The sequence below is a fragment of the Pseudomonas sp. genome (assembly GCF_049300855.1).
In the GTDB taxonomy this organism is placed as follows: domain Bacteria; phylum Pseudomonadota; class Gammaproteobacteria; order Pseudomonadales; family Pseudomonadaceae; genus Aquipseudomonas.
In genome coordinates this window covers 14931-32889 of record NZ_JBAQKH010000011.1, presented here as the reverse complement: position 1 = coordinate 32889, position 17959 = coordinate 14931, and the positions used below count along the sequence as shown (strand labels likewise).

General features: G+C 59.3%; 8 protein-coding genes and 1 pseudogene. 4 read left to right on the top strand and 5 right to left on the bottom strand.

The genetic code is table 11. The annotated features are described in order from the left end of the window. From WA225_RS03195 to WA225_RS03180, 4 genes and pseudogenes are all read left to right on the top strand, one after another. Nucleotides 1–8790: pseudogene (locus WA225_RS03195) on the top strand (hemagglutinin repeat-containing protein); the annotation flags it as partial. 84 nt (nucleotides 8791–8874) lie between these two features. Continuing rightward, complete coding sequence (locus WA225_RS03190) at nucleotides 8875–11061, top strand: DUF637 domain-containing protein (protein WP_422606844.1); 2187 nt, start codon at nucleotides 8875–8877, stop codon at nucleotides 11059–11061. Between the two features lie 2 nt (nucleotides 11062–11063). Then, entirely contained in the window at nucleotides 11064–11432 is a 369-nt protein-coding gene (locus tag WA225_RS03185; protein ID WP_422606842.1) for a hypothetical protein, read from the top strand. Between the two features lie 105 nt (nucleotides 11433–11537). Beyond that, nucleotides 11538–11951, top strand: a complete 414-nt coding sequence (locus WA225_RS03180; RefSeq protein WP_422606841.1) for a hypothetical protein — start codon at nucleotides 11538–11540, stop codon at nucleotides 11949–11951. A gap of 120 nt (nucleotides 11952–12071) precedes the next feature. On the opposite strand, the gene WA225_RS03175 is transcribed toward WA225_RS03180, so the two are convergent. From WA225_RS03175 to WA225_RS03155, 5 genes are read right to left on the bottom strand one after another with little or no spacing between them, the layout of a single operon-like run. Continuing rightward, nucleotides 12072–13709, bottom strand: coding sequence for a BatD family protein (locus tag WA225_RS03175; RefSeq protein ID WP_422606840.1), 1638 nt, complete (start codon nucleotides 13707–13709; stop codon nucleotides 12072–12074). Then, nucleotides 13706–15451, bottom strand: coding sequence for a tetratricopeptide repeat protein (locus WA225_RS03170; RefSeq protein WP_422606839.1), 1746 nt, complete (start codon nucleotides 15449–15451; stop codon nucleotides 13706–13708). The genes WA225_RS03175 and WA225_RS03170 overlap by 4 nt, the downstream gene beginning before the upstream one ends. After that, on the bottom strand, nucleotides 15448–16527 hold the full coding sequence (locus WA225_RS03165) for a vWA domain-containing protein (protein WP_422606838.1): 1080 nt from the start codon (nucleotides 16525–16527) through the stop codon (nucleotides 15448–15450). The genes WA225_RS03170 and WA225_RS03165 overlap by 4 nt, the downstream gene beginning before the upstream one ends. After that, on the bottom strand, nucleotides 16520–17017 hold the full coding sequence (locus WA225_RS03160; RefSeq protein WP_077573233.1) for a DUF4381 domain-containing protein: 498 nt from the start codon (nucleotides 17015–17017) through the stop codon (nucleotides 16520–16522). Before WA225_RS03160 ends, WA225_RS03165 begins: the two co-directional genes overlap by 8 nt. Further along, nucleotides 17014–17958: a DUF58 domain-containing protein gene (locus WA225_RS03155; RefSeq protein WP_422606837.1), complete on the bottom strand. Its 945-nt coding sequence runs from the start codon at nucleotides 17956–17958 to the stop codon at nucleotides 17014–17016. The genes WA225_RS03160 and WA225_RS03155 overlap by 4 nt, the downstream gene beginning before the upstream one ends. Nucleotide 17959: the final 1 nt, after the last annotated feature.

Sequence of the window (17959 nt, the reverse complement as noted above, 5' to 3'; positions counted from 1 at the left end):
GGCGGCATGTACGCAGGCGCGATCAAACTGGTCGGCACCGAGGCCGGGGTCGGGGTGAAACTCGACGGCAAACTGATTGCCAGCGGCGGCGATATTCAGCTCGATGCAAATGGCCAACTGAGTCTGGCCGATACCTCGGCCACTGGCGCGGTCAACGTCAAAGCCGCCAGCCTTGATGCACGCGGACCGGTCTATGCCGGAACCGCGCTGAACGTGCAAACTCAGGGCAACCTGACCAACCGCCAGACCCTCGCGGCCCGCGACAGCATTAACCTCAGCGCGGGTGGCCAACTGACCAACGCCGGCGTCATCGATGCCGGCGTCAACGCCGACGGCAGCCGCAATGCCAGCGGCGATCTGAGTCTCACTGCGCAGAACCTCGACAACACTGGCAAGCGCCTCTCCGCCAGCCGCAACCTGACCCTCAACACCGCGCAAACCCTGAACAACCAGGGCGGCACGCTTAGCGGCCAAACCGCTGCGATCAGCGCCGGCACGCTGGACAACCGCAACGCCGGCAAAGTGCAGAGCAACGGCACGCTGAACCTCAACGCCGCGCAGGTGCTCAACAGCCAGGGCGTGATCAACAGCAACGCCATTCTTACCGCCAACATCGGCCAGTTGATCAACAGCAACGGCGAACTCAGCAGCCAGACCGACGCGGTTCTCAACGTCACCTCACTGGATAACGTTGCCGGCCTGATGAGCGCCGGCCGTCTGCTCGACATCAGCGCCCTCGGCGCGATCAACAATCGCACCGGCAGGATTGGCGCCAAACAGAATCTCACGCTAAAAGCCCAACAGCTCGACAATAGCCAGCAAGGCCAGTTGACCAGCGAAGGCACGCTGACCACAAGGATCAGCGAGCAACTGAACAACCAGAACAAGGGCCTGATTCAGGCCAACGGCGCCATGAACGTACAGGCCACGCGCCTGGATAACCGCGCCGGCAAGATTTCCAGTCTCGACACCCTGACTGTCAGCAGCGCCAACACCGACAACCGTGGCGGCACCCTGCGTGCCGATCGGGCGGCAAAACTGCTGATCGACAACCTGGACAACCGCGACAAGGGCCGCCTCGAAAGCAAGGTGGCGCTGACCTTCGACGGCAAGACACTCGACAACAGCAATGGCGGCCTGCTCACTTCAAACGGTGTGTTGAGCCTCAAAGCCAAAGCAGTGACCAACGATGGCGGACGGGTTTCCGCCAAAGGCGATATCGACGCCAACATCGACACCCTCAATCAAGAACACGGTGAACTGGTCGCCGAAGGCAATCTGCTGCTGACCGGCAAAACCCTCAACAGTCATCAGGACAGTCTGGTCGGTTCGCTCAAGACTTTGACCGTCAATGTCGAGCAGATCGACAACCGCGCCAGCACACTGTCCAGCCAACTGGATTTGCACATCAATGGTTCGCGCCTGGACAACAGCGACGGCGGCAAGGTGCTGTCCGACACCACACTGGCGCTGAAGGTCGCGCAGATCATCAACGCCACTAACGGCCTGATTTTCAGCAAAGGCGCGAGCACCCTCAGCGGCATCGGCCTGAGCAACGTCGGCGGGCGCATCGTCAGTCAGAACACCCTCGTGCTGACCTTTGACGAGACCATGGACAACCAGCAAGGCCTGATCAGCAGCGAAGGGCAGATGACCCTCAGCGCCGGCAGCCTCGACAACCGTCTGGGCAAACTGTCGAGCCTTGAAGCGATGGCGCTGACTGCCACCGGCTCGGTGCTGAGTCAAGGCGGCCTGATCGTTTCGCAGAAAGGCCTGACCTATAAAAGTGGCAGTCTGGATAACAGCGACAACGGCATTATCAGCGCCAAGGCTGATTCGACCCTGACTACTGGTGAGTTGAAGAACCGACAGGGCGGCAGTATCGCCACCAATGGCTCACTATTATTGACCGCCGCGCACCTGGACAACTCCGGCGGCAGCCTCGGCAGTCAGCAGAAACTCGAAGTCTCGGTGACTTCGCTGGCGCAGGACGGCGGCGAGCTGTTCAGCAACGGCGACCTGACCCTGGACATGAACAACGGTCTGCTCAACAACCAGCGCGGCAACATCCATACGCCGGGCCAGTTGTTGCTGAAAAACCTTAAAGACGTCAACAACAGCGCCGGCGAAATCTCTGCGGCCAAGGCTTGGGCCATCAACGCACAAAGCCTGAACAACGACGGCGGCAAACTGCTCAGTAACGAAAAACTTACCTTGGTCATCGAACGCGCCCTGAGTAACGTCAAAGGCCTGATCGCTTCCGCCAGCCTCGACAGTCGCAGCGACAGTTTGAACAACAGCAGCGGTGACATCCGCGCGCGCGGTGATGCTGATTTCAGCGTGACTGGCATGTTCGATAACCAGAACGGTGTGGTCATCGCCGACAACGGCCTGACGATCACCTCCGCCAGTCTGGATAACCGTCAGGAAGGCCTGATCGGTTCGACTAATGCGCTGAAGCTCAGTGTTGACCGCGTCGACAACCGCAGCGGCGAGTTGTCGAGCAAGAGCGATGTCAGCCTGATCGGTGCGTGGCTGGATAACAGCGACAGCGGTTATATGCTGGCGGGCGGCAATCTGGCGCTGACCGTCAACGACGTCATCAACCGTAATAAAGGCCTGCTGTCCGGCGACAGCGGGTTGACGCTGAGCGGCAAGACGCTGGAGAACAGCGGACGTCTGACCAGCCAGAAAGACCTCGCGATCAACCTCTCCGGGGATCTGAACAACGCACAGGGCAGCCTCGTCAACGAAGGCGCTTTGGCGATCACCGCGCAAAGTCTCAACAACAACGCCGGCACCGTCTCCAGTGCCAAGGCACTCACCCTCGACACACGCGGCGCTGTCAGCAACCAGGGCGGCAAACTGCTGACTGACGGCGATCTCACCCTCATCAGCAGCGCGCTGGATAACCAGCAAAAGGGTGTGATCAGCAGCAAGGCCAACCTCAATATCAGCACCGGTGCGCTCAATAACAACGATGCGGCGAGCATTTACGCCGCCGATCAATTGCAGATTCGTGCTGGCCAAGTGACCAATACAGCGGGCAGCCTCGGCGCGGGCAAGATGCTTGACGCCAATGTCCATGGCCTCGATCAGCAGGGCGGCAAACTGTTCAGCGGCGGCATCGTCAGCGTTGATCTGAACGGCGGCGCGCTGAACAACCAGGGCGGCGTGATCAACGCGCCGGACCAGTTGCGGCTGAAAAACCTTGCCAACGTGAACAACCGTGGCGGCGAGATTTCCAGTGATCAGGCTTTTGAACTGATCGCCAAGTCGCTGGACAACAGCGGCGGGCAACTGCTGAGCAACCAGAAACTCACCCTGACCCTCGACAAAGCGCTGACCTCGATCAAAGGCACGATTGCCGCTGCGGCGTTGCAGGTTCGCGCGGCAAGTCTGGATAACAGCGATGGCGGTGTGTTGCTCAGCGACAGCGACATCGAGGTCAGCGTCGATGGCCTACTGAACAACCAGAACAAGGGCAGCATTCGCGCCGCACAACAACTGACCCTCAACAGCACCGGCCTGAACAATCAGGGCGGTACGCTGGTGGGCGTTTCCGGCCTGAATATGGATCTGGGCGCCACCGCGCAGGACCTGAATAACCAGGACGGCGTGATCAGCAGCAAAGGTGGGTTGAGCATCGCTCATTTGCGCGACCTGAATAACCAGAATGGCGTGATCAACAGCAAAGGCGTGCTGAGCATCGCCACCCTGCGCGACCTGAATAACCAGCAAGGCGAAATCTCCAGCGTCAACAGCTTCAGCCTCACCGGCAACCGCTTCGATAACCGCGGCGGCAACCTGATCAGCAACGGTCAACTGACCGTGAAAGCGGCCGATCTGAACAACCAGAACGGTCTGCTCTCCGGCTGGAAAGGTGTGAGCGTTAGCGGCGGCATCGTCGACAACAGCCTGGAGGGCGCCATCTCCAGTCAGCTCGGTAACGTCAACATCGACCTGAGCGGCGCCTTGCTCAACCACAGCAAGGGCGGCATCGGCGGCCTCGGCGAAGTGAGCATCACCGCCGCCAGTCTGGATAACAGCGGCGGCACCGTGAGCAGTGAAGGCAAACAAACCCTGACCATGAGCGGCGGCGCGATCAATAACGCTGCCGGGGGCTTGATCAAAAGTGGCGAAACTCTCGACATCCGTGCGGCCAGCCTGAACAACAACGCCGGCAACGTCATGGCCAAAAAGGCCCTGACCTTTACCGGCGGCGAGCTGAATAACACGAAAGGCAGGCTGGTCGGTGACGACAGCGTCACCCTCGATTTGCTCGGTGCCCTGATCAACGTCAATGGCGCACTCGGCAGCGGCGGCGCATTACTGATCAAACGCTCGGCCAGCGTCGACAACCAGGGCGGCCAGTTGATCAGTCAGACCCTGCTAAGCCTGCTCACCAGCGGCGACCTGAACAACAGCCAACGCGGCACCGTCTCGGCCAACGGCCAACTGGAAATCACCGCCGGCGGTACGTTGCGCAATGACGCTGATGGCTTGCTGTCCAGCCGCGATGCCGGCGTGAACATTACCGCCGCCGCACTGAACAATGCTAAAGGCGCGGTACAAAGCATGACCGCGCTGAGCGTGAACACCGGCAGCGGCGCGATCGACAACCAGGGCGGCAAAATCATCGCCCAGAACGGCGACCTGACCCTCAACGCTGCCAGCCTCGACAGTCGTGGCGGAGCGCTTTCAAGTCTTAAAGGTCTGCTGCAAACTCGATTGAACGGCGTATTGCGCAACGGTCAGGGCGGCAAGATCGAAGGCAGTCGTCTCGACCTGCAAGCACTGGGCGGCATCTACAGCGACGGCGGGCGCATCGCCGCCAACACCGGCAATATCCTGCTCAACGCCGGCGGCAACACCCTCGACAACAGCGGCGGCGGGATCTATGCCAAAGGCGTGGTGAAAACCATCGCCGGCCTGATGAGCAACAACAACGGCCAGATCAGCGGCAGCAGCATCGAGCTGGGTGCCGACGGCAACCTGAGCAACCGCAGCGGCCTGATCGAAAGCGCCAGCACCCTGGCGATTCGCGCCGCCAACCTCGACAACCAGGGCGGCAAACTGCGCGCGCTCGGCACCAGCGGCAAAACCGACTTCCAGATCGGCAGCCTGTTCGACAACCGCAATGGTCTGGTGGAAACCGCCAACACTGATTTCACCCTTGCAGCCCCGAGCTTCCTCAATGCCGGCGGTTCGGTGACGCATGTCGGTCTGGGTGAATTCGGCATCTCCACCGCCAACGTGATGAACGCCGGCGGCTCGCTGGTCACCCGTGGCGGCTTGACGCTGAGCGCGGACAGCTGGACCAACAGCAGCGTGATTCAGGCCGGGCGGTTGACGGTGAATGTCGGCAATTTTGTGCAGACTGCGAGTGGGCAGTTGCTGGCGTCGAATCAACTGGTGGGACGTGGCGGCAACTGGACGAATGAAGGCTTGATAGCCAGTGATGGCAGCGTCGATATTCAGTTGAGCGGCAATTACGGCGGCAACGGTCGCACGAGCAGTCTGGGCGATCTGCAACTCGATGCGTCCAGCCTCAACCTGACCAGCGCTACGAGTATCGCGGCCGGAGGCAATACGACCGTAGGCGCACGCGGCGGCCTGGCGATCGTCAACAACTATGGTCGCCTCACCGCTGCCAATAATCTGCTCCTCAATGCCGGCACCGTTAACAACTACGGCACGCTCGCAGGCGCGTCGGGTATGAAGCTGACGGCCTCATCACTGCTCAACGATCAGGGCGGGTTCCTGTTCAGCGGTGGCGACATGAAGCTTCGCGTGGGCAGCTTCAGCAATAAGAAATCCGACGTTTACAGTCTCGGCGCAATCGATATTGCGCGGGACGATGCCGGTAATCGCGCGGCAACGGTGGAGAACCTTTCCGGGACGATGGAGAGCACCGGCGACTTCTCGATCAAGGCCGACTCGATTGTTAACCGTAGAGATCAGTTCAAGACGGTTTCCGAGATGTACTCGTCGGATATTGGGGTGCGTTGCTATTCGTGTGATCAGATCCCGCTTAACTGGACAGATCTGCAAGGAGACAAACTACCGTCTCACCTGGTCTGGGAACAAAAGTTCAAGGTAAGCATTTCGGAGGGGGAAAGCTCCAAAGCCGCGTCCATTACTGCCGGAAAAAACTTTGATGCTGTGGGTGGATCGTTCCTGAATTCGAACTCGTCGATCGCCGCTTCTGGAAACATCAACATCAACGTGGCCAACTTCGAGAACTCGGGTACTGCCACTGGCGATTACGTTTCCCGCAAATACGTCAATGGAGGGCTCTCCGTTGCCCAGTGGAACGAAGTCGTTGCGTACAACATGTACAACGATGCGGACTACAACAACGATCTGCATTTCTGGAACGCCAACGAAGATGACTCACGGGTAGTTTCCAAGGTCGTCAGATATGGTGCCAAGGGTGAGGCTGACAACTGGTTCCAGACGTTCGGCTCGACCATCATTTCTTTGAATAAACAGAGTCAGGCCGTCAAGTTCGGAGATTCTCTCTATTCCTCGGGAGTCAGAACGGAAGCTCCAGGCTTCATAAAGAATGCCGTGTTCAATGAAAAGATCGTCACCTCCGATCCTTCAGGATTCGCCTCGGCGATCATTCAGGCCGCCGGCAATGTCACCATCAACGCCAGCAACAAAATCAGCAACGGTGTTGAAAAGGCCTACAGTACAGGCGCCGCCGGCACCTCGCGCAATGCCAATACCGGCGCTAGCGGCACCGGTAAAACCACCGTCATCAGCCTCAACAGCCAACTGCCCCCGGACTTGGCACAACAACAGGTCAACCCGCTGACATTACCCGGCTTCAGCCTGCCGGTCGGTGACAACGGCATGTTCCGTCTGAGCGGCAAAGGTGGTAGCGAACAATCCTTGGTGCCCGCGCCGTCCAGGACCATCGGTACGCTGTCCGGCGAGTCGAACCCTCATTCGGTCGGCATGCCTGCTCCGCCGGCTACCCGGATCCAGTTCGACAATAACGACCCGGTCTCGATCAAAAAGCGCGATCTGGCGCTGAGCGATGCTGCCTCGCTGAATCTCAATGACCGAACCGCTCAGTTCAGCGTGGGTGCAACCGCCGCTGACGGCCCCGTCGGTGTGCTACTGCCTAATCGTGGCAATGTATTGATCTATGCACCTCCGGTCAAAGGCCTGCCCGATACCAGCGTGCGCTCCAATCCGCATAAATACCTGATCGAAACCAACCCGGTACTCACCGACCTGAAGAAATTCGAAAGCTCGGATTACTTGCTGCAAAAACTCGGCTACGACCCGGACAACAGCGCCAAGCGCCTGGGCGACGGTTTCTTCGAACAGCGGATGATCCAGCAAGCGGTCGTCGAGCGTACGGGACAGCGTTTCATCGACGGCCAGACCTCCGACGAAGCGATGTTCAAGTACCTGATGAACAACGCCATCGCCAGCAAGGATCAGCTCAACCTGTCGGTGGGCGTCACCCTGACCGCGCAGCAAGTGGCGGCACTGACCCACGACATCGTCTGGCTCGAAGAGCACGAAGTGAATGGTGAAAAAGTGCTGGTGCCGGTGCTGTATCTGGCTCAAGCGAATAACCGGTTGGCGCCAAACGGGGCGTTGATTCAGGGCAAGGATGTGACGTTGATTGCCGGTGGCGATCTGGACAACGCCGGTACGCTTCGGGCTTCGAACAACTTGTCTGCTACAGCTGCTCTCGATATGACCAACAGCGGTCTGATTGAGGCAGGCAACCGTCTCGAATTAATGGCCGGTAATAATATCGTCAACAAATCTGGCGGCATAATCGCCGGGCGCGACGTCAGTATGGTGGCGCTCACCGGGGACGTGATCAACGAGCGTTCAGTAACGGGTGCAGAGTTCAGTCAGAATGGTTACGCCCAGTATCGTGGTTATCTGGACAGTGCCGCCCGCATTGAAGCTGCCAATGATCTGACCATCAGTGCGGCGCGAGATGTAACCAACAGCGGCAGTGTCATGGCCAGTGGTCGGGACACCAGAATCGAGGCAGGTCGTGACGTCAATATCGTATCGGCACAACAGATAAGCATCGAAACCGGCGGGCGAGAGCGAAGTTCGGTTACTCAAGTCGGCTCAAGCGTAAGTGGCGGACGCGATGTAGCAGTGAGCGCTGGGCGTGACTTCACTGCGATAGCCAGTGCGATTGATGCCAAGCGCAACGCTGTCATTCTGGCTGAAGGCGATGTGACAGTGACCTCAGGTGCCGACGAAAGTCATTCTTACTCGAAGACCAAAAAGCTCACCACGCAAGAAGATCACGTTAAACAAGTTGCCAGCACCATAACTGCCGGCGGCAATGTAGCGATCCGTGCAGCTAACGACCTCGCATTGATTTCTAGCCGTATCACTGCTGGCGATGAGGCCTATTTAGTTGCCGGAAATAATCTCGACGTGCTCGCGGCACAAGACAGCGACTATTCGTTATACGACAAAAAGAATAAGGGGAGCTTCGGCAAGAAAGAGACCCGACGTGACGAAGTCACCAAAGTTACTCATGTCGGTAGTGAGATCAACACCGGCGGCGATCTGGTATTGGCCAGTGGCGGTGATCAGCGCTATCAGGTTGCAAAACTGAACAGCGGTAAAGATCTGGTTCTTCAAAGCGGCGGTTCAATCACCTTTGAGGGGGTTAAGGACCTCGATCAGGAAAGCCATCAAAAAAGCAGCACCAGCATGGCCTGGAACTCCATGAACGGTAAGGGGCACACCGACGAAACCCTGCGCCAGAGCGAACTGGTCGCACAAGGGAATCTGGTGATCAAAGCTGTTGATGGTTTGCATATCGACGTCAAAGACATCAACAAAAAAACAGTCAGCGAAAGTATCGATGCGATGGTCAAGGCCGATCCTCAGCTGGCCTGGCTTAAAGAGGCCGAGAAGCGTGGCGACGTCGACTGGAACTTGGTCAAGGAGACTCACGAGTCTTTCAAGTACAGCAGCTCGAGCCTGGGCCAAGGTGCGATGCTGGCAATCATCATTGTGGTAACGGTGCTCACGGCAGGCGCGGCGAGCGCTGCTGTGGGTAGCGTTGCGGGTGCTGGCGTCGGAAGCGGGTCGGCAATGGCGGCGGCTGGTAGCACCGCTATGGTGCAGGCAGGTACCGCAGTGGGGACCGCAGCAGCCGGTTGGGGCAACGTGATGGTTTCAAGCGTTCTCACTTCGATGGCCGGTTCTGCCGCTGTGAGTACGATCAACAACCGGGGGAATGTTGGCGCCGTACTTAAAGACATCACGTCCAAAGACAACTTAAAAAACTATGCTGTCGGGGCTGCTACTGCCGGATTTACCAGCGGTTACCTGGATGATGCGTTTGGTGTGACCAGCGATAACGTCAACAAGGTTACTCACGGTTTTGATCTGAGCAGCCTTGAAGGTATCGGTAAATTCAGTGCTTATTCTGGCGCTCAAGGATTATTCCAGGCGGGTGTCAGTACGGCGGTAAATGGCGGGAGTTTCGGAGACAATCTTGGTTCGTCAATGACTGCTCAGGCGCAAGCCGTTTTGCAGGCCGTGGCCTTCAACGCAGTTGGCGATTATGCGAAGAAACAAAAATGGCCTGATGGCAGTCTCCAGAAAACAATTCTGCATGCCCTCGTCGGCGGACTTCTGAGTGAGGCGGCGGGCAAGGGGTTCGCCACGGGTGCAGCGGCGGCAGGCGCCAACGAGGCGTTGAGCAACAGTTTGGCCGCAATTGTCAAAAACAATCCGAAGTTTCAGCTCACGGCATCGCAGTTGGTGGGTTTGACGGCGGCAGGTTTGGTAGGCGGGGACCTGCAAACAGGTATCGACATCGCCAAGAATGCTACTTCCTTCAACCGCCAGTTGCACCCGGATGAGATCAAATTTGCTTCCGATGATGAACGCGTAAATCGGTATGCCTCTGAAAGAGGGATTAGTGAAGATCAAGCTCGGACTGAGTTGCTACGCACGGCCGCAGCAATGGTGGACAAGGGCTGGAACGCAGCCTTCAGTGAAAGCGACGGTAAGACCAATGCAGCAGCGAATTTCCTTCGAACAGAAGTTTCGCAGTCGCAGAATACGGGGTTATTCCGGGTCACTCTAGCTGACTACAACGACGAAAGGCTGGGCTTGAAGGAGCTGCTTAAAGACAGAGATTCAGTCAAAGCTCTGCTCGACCACATTGCTTTGGTCGATCCATACAAGTATCGGCATGATCCAAAGTATCAAGCCGAAATCCTCAATGCCAAGGGAGTCGGTAGCGCTGAAGGCTTCGCGGCCGTCATGGAGGGTCTTGTCAGTTCCAGTTCGAAATCAGCGTTGTGGGTAATGGGGGCCGTTAATTGCCCTAGTTGCGCTGCTACCGATCTGGAGGCAGCTTTTGACTCGGTCATGAATTGGCCGGAGGAAGTTCGGCTCAAGGGGTATCTGGATGTCTTGCACACCATGCAAGGCAACGGAATTGACGTTGTCAGGGCGAACGCAGCTGTGGCAACGGCTACGGGTGTCGGACTAGGGCTGGTGTTGGATGGGGGATTGTCCTGGGGCGTGAAAGACCCCGTGCCCACGATTCCACCGGTGAAGCCGGATCCTTTAATTTATTTGTCCAACTCAACGGCTCCGGAAGTTCGTACAGGCCTTATAAACGCCCTTCAAGAAATACGCAGGGAGCTTCCTGTGCAGGGCAACGCTGCATTTGCAGAAATAAAGATTGACTCGCTATCTGCCGAACCCATGGTGTTCAAGGCATACAGTAAATACAATGATCGTGAAGGATCCTATTTGCCGAAACCGCCAGGTGATGTGGATACATGGGTCTTGAAGCCACAGGTCGCATCGAGCAAATATGTAAACTCACCTGAAGGGTACATGCGAGATATGGATACGGAATTCAAGATTCTTGAAACAGTGGCGCAACGGCTCGGTGATAACAAGGGTGCAGTTGGGAGAATAGACTTGATCTCCGAGAAGGCTGTCTGCCCTAGCTGCACGGATGTGATCACTCAGTTCCGTGACCGCTATCCAAAGATTCAGTTGAATGTATTCACAGTGGAAAATTGAGTATGCGAGTCGATAGTATGTTTAATCAGGCCAGGGCTATGGTTGCGGGGAACTATAGTTACGCGATTGATGAACTTGGTTTTCGTCCGGAACAAGCGTTTGCGTATACTCAGGATGAATTAGAGCGTCTTATGCGAAAGGATGCTCCTGGCGCTAACGCAGTTCTGCAGACCGCTATTTACATGGAAGGCATTCGTCGCGGGCTAAAACTGTCAAAAGAAAGTCAGTATGCGATTGATATGTTGGAGATGTTGGCGGATACATATGAAAAGTGCAGCGCCGAGAGCCTCGTTGAAATCGGTGTCGATGATGAAGAGTTAAAAGTTATTCAGTCTGATATGGATACTGTCAGAATAATGTTTTTGTGTTGAGAATTTCGGTGGCCTCTAACAGTAGTGGGCGATGTGATGAGTTGGCGGCGGACCATGTGTAAATAAACGCCGTCCCTGAGGGATCCTGAATTTCGAGAGCGTTTCATGGAACTCAAGTTTTATCGAGCCACCGGGGGTATCTATCCGGGAGTGGGACAGTTGTTCCACGCAGTCGCTGAAGTGAATTCTGAGCAGAAAGACGCGCAACGCTACCAGCTTTATGTGTGCAGCGTTCTTGATGCCATCGCACAAATTCCGGAAGATTGTGATCGTCTGCTGGCAGCTATTTCATCTGTAGAGGCGAGCGTGCAAGCTTCGATCACTGACGGGGGAAACGATGTCCTGTTGAATATGAGTGCCGAGGGAGTACAGGTCGATATTCTGGTCAACGTTGATTGGACTGGACAGCCACAAAGCTGGTTTACGCTGGAGGAGTGGCGCAAGGTTCTGGAACAATGGAAGTACACATTAGCGCTGCCAAAAGGTTCCGATGAGGTCGTGATACTGAAATTGCCATAGTAGAAAACTGAATCGGGGGGGGAGAGCAGCACAGCGTGTGTGTCGTCCCAAAAGTGGGAATCGATTCAGAGAGTTCGACAGTTGCCTTGACCACCGCTCCGAATCCCGAGGGTGACGGGCCTATTTCGGATAAAGCGGCGGCAACCCACTATCACCCACCGGATCCTGCACCCGTTCCGCCGCGGGAATCGTGCGGATCGCCCGCCACAAATCCTCACCCTGCCAATGCTGCCCCGTCTCGCTGTACAGCGCCCCATTCAACCCATCCAGCGCATCCGACAACGGCACAAACCGCGCCGCCATGTCCGCCAATGTCTCCGGCTGCTGCCGCGCCCACGCGTCCAGTGCCTGCCGTGTCGCCTGCGGATCATTCGCCTGGCTCGCGCGCTTGATGTCGTCCATCAAGGTGCGCGGGCTCGGGCCGGTTTGGGCGGCGCGATGCACCGCTGGTTGCCAGCGTGCGCGCCACCACAGGCCGAAGCCGAGGAGGGTGGTGCAAGCGAAGATCAGGGTGCTGAGTTTCCACCACCACAGCACGTCGTTATCGACGACGCTCGGCTGCAGATTACCGGCCGGGGTGTCGACTTGCAGACTCGGGTTGTTGGCCACTTGCAGGGTGCGCGCGGGCAGGCTGCTGTGTTCCAGGTGGTCTTCGAAGGTGTTCCACCAGACCACGTCGACAGTCGGCAATTCGATCGCGCCGCTACGGCTGGGCACCAGGGCTTCGCGTTCTTCGCGGCTGCCGATCAGGCCACGGTCGCTGCTCTGGTTGCTCAGCACCGGTTGGTCGGGGTAGCGGCGCAGGCCGTTGACGTCGGTGGCGGGCAGCACTGGCAGTTGTGAGCTGGCCAGGCCTTCGACTTTCAGGGTGAGGCTGCGCGTCATCGAGTCGCCGACCTGGATATGTTCCGGTTCCGGGTTCCAGCTTTCGCTGAGGCTCAGGCTGCGCGCGGGCAGCCAGGGCGCGTCGATGGGGTAGGTCAGGGGTTTGGGTTTGACGGTCAGGGGGATTTCGGCGGAGCTGACGCGCATCAGTTTGCCCGGTTTCGGCCCCTGCGGATTGGCATCCTGTGACGGCTGCGTGTCGACCAGTGTGGCGCTGAACGTCTGCGGTGCGATGGTCAGCAAACCGCTGTGTTGCGGGTAGATCGCATAGCGCATTTCGATCACGCCGTGCCGCACGCCGTTGAGGTCTTTTTCATAGGTGCGCGTGTCGCCGAGTTGCTCGATGCGCGCATCGGCGATTTGCAGCGGGGTCAGGCTGCTGTCGTCGTACAGCGACACTGAATGGTAGATGCGCAACGTGAGGATCGCCTGCGCCTGCACATAGACGCTGGACTGGTCGAGGCTGGCCTCGATGAACACCGGATCAAGGCTGTTCTTGTTCTCGCGGGTGTCGCTTTCGACCACTTGCACGGTGATCGGCTGGCTCTGCACATCGCCCAGTTGCAGCGGCGGGATGACCACGCTGCCGTTCTCTTTGGGCAGCAGGGTGATGATCCAGCGCGTGGTCGCGCGGTTGTCGCCATTGAGGGTGTTGAGCTGGTTGACCTGACGCGTGCCCCGCACTTCGAACAACGCGTCCAGCGGGGTCAGGTCGGGTTTGCCGAACTGGGTGACGTCGTTGGTTTCGAGGGTGAGCTCGACCGTCTCGCCGGAGTTCAGGCGACTGCGATCCACACTGGCGGTCAGCTCGGCCGCCTGGGCGGTGGCCGTGCAGAGCAGCAGGGGCAGCAAGAGAGCGGTGAAGCGGGTCATCGAGTGTTTTCCTGATCCTGATCCTGATGTTGTTGCTGTTCGTACCAGAATTTGCGTCGCAGCAATTCGCCCGGATCGTCCGGGATCTTGCCCAGCCATTGTTCCAGTGCCTGACGTTGCTCGCCTTCGAGGTTGTCTTCACTCGGGCGCAGCGTCGGCACGGTGTCCGTTTGCTCTTCCTCATCGCTGCCCGGCACTTCGTTGGGGCCCGGCTGCGGCGGCGTGGTCGGTGGCGGTTCGCTGGCCGGTTCGGCAGGCTGCGACGGGCTCTGGGTTTCACTGTTCACGGCGGGCGGCGGCGTGGTCGCAGGCGCGGGTTCGTCGCCCGGCAGACTTTGCTGCTCGCTCGGTTGGGTGTCCGGCTCGGCGGGCGGCGGTGTGTTTTTCTGCTTGAGCAGGTTTTCCACCAGCGCTTTGTTGGTCTGCGCCGGGCGCAAATCCGGTTGCAGTTCCAGTGCCTGTTCATAGGCGTCGATTGCCGCTTCCAGCTCACCGCTTTTCGCCAAAGCGTTGCCACGATTGTAGTGCGCGCGGGCATCGCTGCCTTCGGCGAAACGCTGAGCGGCGCCACTGTAGTCGCCGGCCTCGTACAACGCCACCCCTTGCCACTGATGATCTTCGAAATGTTGGGCGGCTTCGACCGGGCGCTTTTGCTTGAGCAAATGCAGGCCCTGTTGGTCGGGACGCAGCCACAGGTCTTCGAAGTCGAAAGCGTAGCTGGGCTGCGGCAAGCAAAACAGCAGCGGCAGGCAGAACAACCAGCCGCGCCGCCCGGCACAGGCGGCGAGCAACAACAGCGGCAACAGCAGCCAGTAACCCTGATCGGCCCAGGTATCGAGGCGCACGGTCTGACCGTCGTCACGCAAGCTTCGCGGGCCGTTGAGCAGGCCAAGCGCGCCAAGATCCGCTTCGTCGAGGCGGGCAGGGTGGTATTCGCCGCCAACACTGTTGAGGAACGCGCTCAGTCCCGGACTGTCGAGTTGCGGCACGCGGATCGCGCCTTGTTCGTCTTTGAGGAAGCTGCCGTCCTCTTGAGCGATCGGCGCACCTTCGGCGGTGCCGACGCCGAGCATCAGCAACTGCGCCGATTGCCCACTGAGGGCGCGACGAATGCCTTGGCGTTCTTCTTCATCGAGCGACGAGCCGATCAGCAGAATCCGCCCCTGACCGAGCGCGCCTTGTTTGAGCAAGGCCAGCGCTTTGCTTACGGCGAGATCGGCACGATGGCCGCTTTCCGGCATCAACGACGGTTTGAGCGCATCGAGCAGGTTGCGGCTGGTCGCCAGGTCATCCGACAGCGGCACCAGCGTGTGCGCGCTGCCGGCATAGACGACGATGGCGGTCTGCGCATCGCTGCGCGCCTGCAACAGGTCGAACAGTTTGCGCCGCGCCTGCTCCAGTCGTGTCGGCGGCGAGTCGGTGGCGAGCATTTCCGGGGTCAGTTCCAGTACGACGACCAAGGGGTCGGCTGGCTTCTGACTGGTCTGTTCGACGCGCTCCCAGCTCGGCCCGAGCAGCGCCAGAATCATCAGCAACCACGCCACACCAAGTGCGACCCACGGCAGTTTGCTGTCGCGACCACTGCCGCCACTGAGCAAGGTGGCGTGAAACGCCGGCGGCAGAATCATCTGCCAGCGTCCGGCGCGTTTCTGCCGGTGCCAGAGTTGCCAGAGCAACCAGCCGAGCAGCGGCAACAACAGCAGCCACCAAGGACGGAACCAGTGCGGCCAGAGCGCGATCATCGGCGCCTCCGCAGACGCAGGCGCTTGAGACGCTCGCGCCAGTCAGGCAGCGGACTTTGCAGATACAGCTCCTTGGTGAACAGGCGTTGCAGCGGGTTGTCCGGCCACAATTCACGCGCGACCAGCAACAGGCTCAACCATAGCGCCAGCGCCAAAGGCCAGTGATACAAGGCTTGCGCCGGACGGGCCTGGGTCGGTTGCTGGGTCACCGGTTCGAGTTGATCGAGGGTGTCCTTGATCGCTTGCAGTTCTTTGCCGTCGTGGGCACGGAAGTACTGGCCACCGGTGACTTCGGCGATGGCTTTGAGCGCCGGTTCGTCGAGGTCCAGGCTCGGATTAACCCCAAGTAAACCAGTCGAACCGCTGTCCTCGGGATTGGCGCCGATACCGATCGGATAGATCTTCACGCCTTCACTGGCGGCGAGTTTTGCCGCCGTCAGCGGATCGATTTCGCCGCCATTGTTGGCGCCGTCAGTGACCAGAATCAGCACGCGGCTTTGCGCCGGACGCATGCGCAGGCGTTTCAGGGCCAGACCGATGGCATCGCCGATGGCGGTGTTCTTGCCGGCTATGCCGATGCGCGCTTCGTCGAGCCAGACGCGCACGGTGCGGCGATCAAACGTCAGCGGTGCTTGCAGATAGGCCTGGCTGCCAAACAGGATCAGGCCGACACGGTCGCCATCGCGGCTTTCAAGGAAGTCGCCGAGCAGGTGCTGAACCAGCGACAGGCGACTGACTTCTTCGTCTTGCCACTGCATGTCGGGGAAATCCATCGAGCCGGACACGTCCACCGCGACCAGCAGATCACGCCCGCTGGCGGCAATCGGCAGCGGTTCGCCGAGCCATTGCGGGCGGGCGGCGGCAGTCAGCAGCAACAGCCACAACAGCATGAACGGCGCTTGTTGCCGCCACGCCGGCAGGTTGGCGCGGGCGCGTCGGCGGGCGAGGCCTTCGAGGTCAGACAGGAAACTGACTTTCAAGGCCGGCTCGCCGCTGTCGGCCACCGGCAGCACGAGGCGCATCAGCCACGGCAGCGGCACCAGCACAAAGATCCACGGCCAGGCGAACTCAAACATGTTTGCGAATCCACGTGTCGACCGCCTGGGTCAGGCCGGCGATGGCTTTGTCATCCAGTTTGCATTCCGGTTTGTACGCGCCTTCAACCAGCACCATCCAGCGCGTCAGGCCGGCGGCCGGGCAACGGTTGTCGAGAAACGCCAGCCATTTGCGCCCGTTGAGGGTGTGGCTCTGGCTGTAGGGATAGTGGTTGCGGCACAGGCGTTTGAGCAGGCCGTTGAGTTGTTGCAACCACGCTCCGGCCGGGGCGCCGTCGTAGGGTTTGGGCATTTGCGCGAGTTCCGCGAGGGCGGCGATGCGCACCGGGTCGAGTGGCTGTTCGGCACGCACGATCGGACGTTTCTTGATGGGAATGAAGCGGCGGAGCTTCCATGCGGCAAAACCGAGCAGCGGCAATAACAACAGCAGCAACCACCAGCCCGGTGCCGGCGGCCAGAAGGCGATCGGTGGCGGCGAGATCAGCGGTTGCAGTTGTTCGAGGCCGTTCATCGACTTTTGCCCGGACGCTGCGGATTGAGAAATTCGCGCATCTGCTCGACCATTTCACTTTGCGTGCTCAACGGCATCAGCAACACCCGCAGCTTTTGCGCGAGCAATTCCCAGCGCGCGATGCGTGCTTCGGCCTGGGCGCGATAGGTCTGGCGCAGATCGAAGTTGAGCGTGTCGAGTTCAAGCTGCGCGCCACGTTCGGCGAACCGTAGAAGGCCGGCGGCGGGCAGGGCGTGATCAAGGGGATCGGACAGCGGCAGCATCAACAGATCGCAATGGCGCGACAGCAGACTCAGTTGCTGCTCGGCGCTGTCGGACAGTGCACGTTCGTCGCAGATCACGATGGCCAGGCTGCCGGGGCGCAACACTTCGCGGGCACGGCGCAGGGCCACGCCAAACGCATCGCGATCCGGCTCACGCTCGCTGTGCAGCGACTGATTGACCTTGACCAGACGGTTGAGCAATTGCAGCAGGCTCTGTTTGCTACGCCGCGGTTTGATTTCGTAGTGTTCGTTGTCGCCGAACACCAATCCGCCGACGCGGTCGTTATGGCCCAGCGCAGCCCAGCCGATCAACGCCGCGACTTGCGCCGCGAGCACCGATTTGAACATCAGCCCGGAACCAAAAAACAGCCGCGTGCTTTGCTCGACCATGATGAAAATCGGCCGTTCGCGCTCTTCATGGAACAACTTGGTGTGCGGTTCTTGCGTGCGCGCCGTCACGCGCCAGTCGATGGTGCGCACGTCGTCGCCGGCCTGATAGACCCGCACCTGATCGAAGTCGACGCCACGACCACGGAATTTCGAGTGATGCAGGCCGATCAGCGGGCTGCGCTGACTCGGCGTGGAAAACAGCTGCACTTCACGCACGCGGTGACGCATCTCGATCAGCTCGGCGAGGCTGACGCGGATGCCCGGTTCGGACGGCAGGGGGGCGTTCATG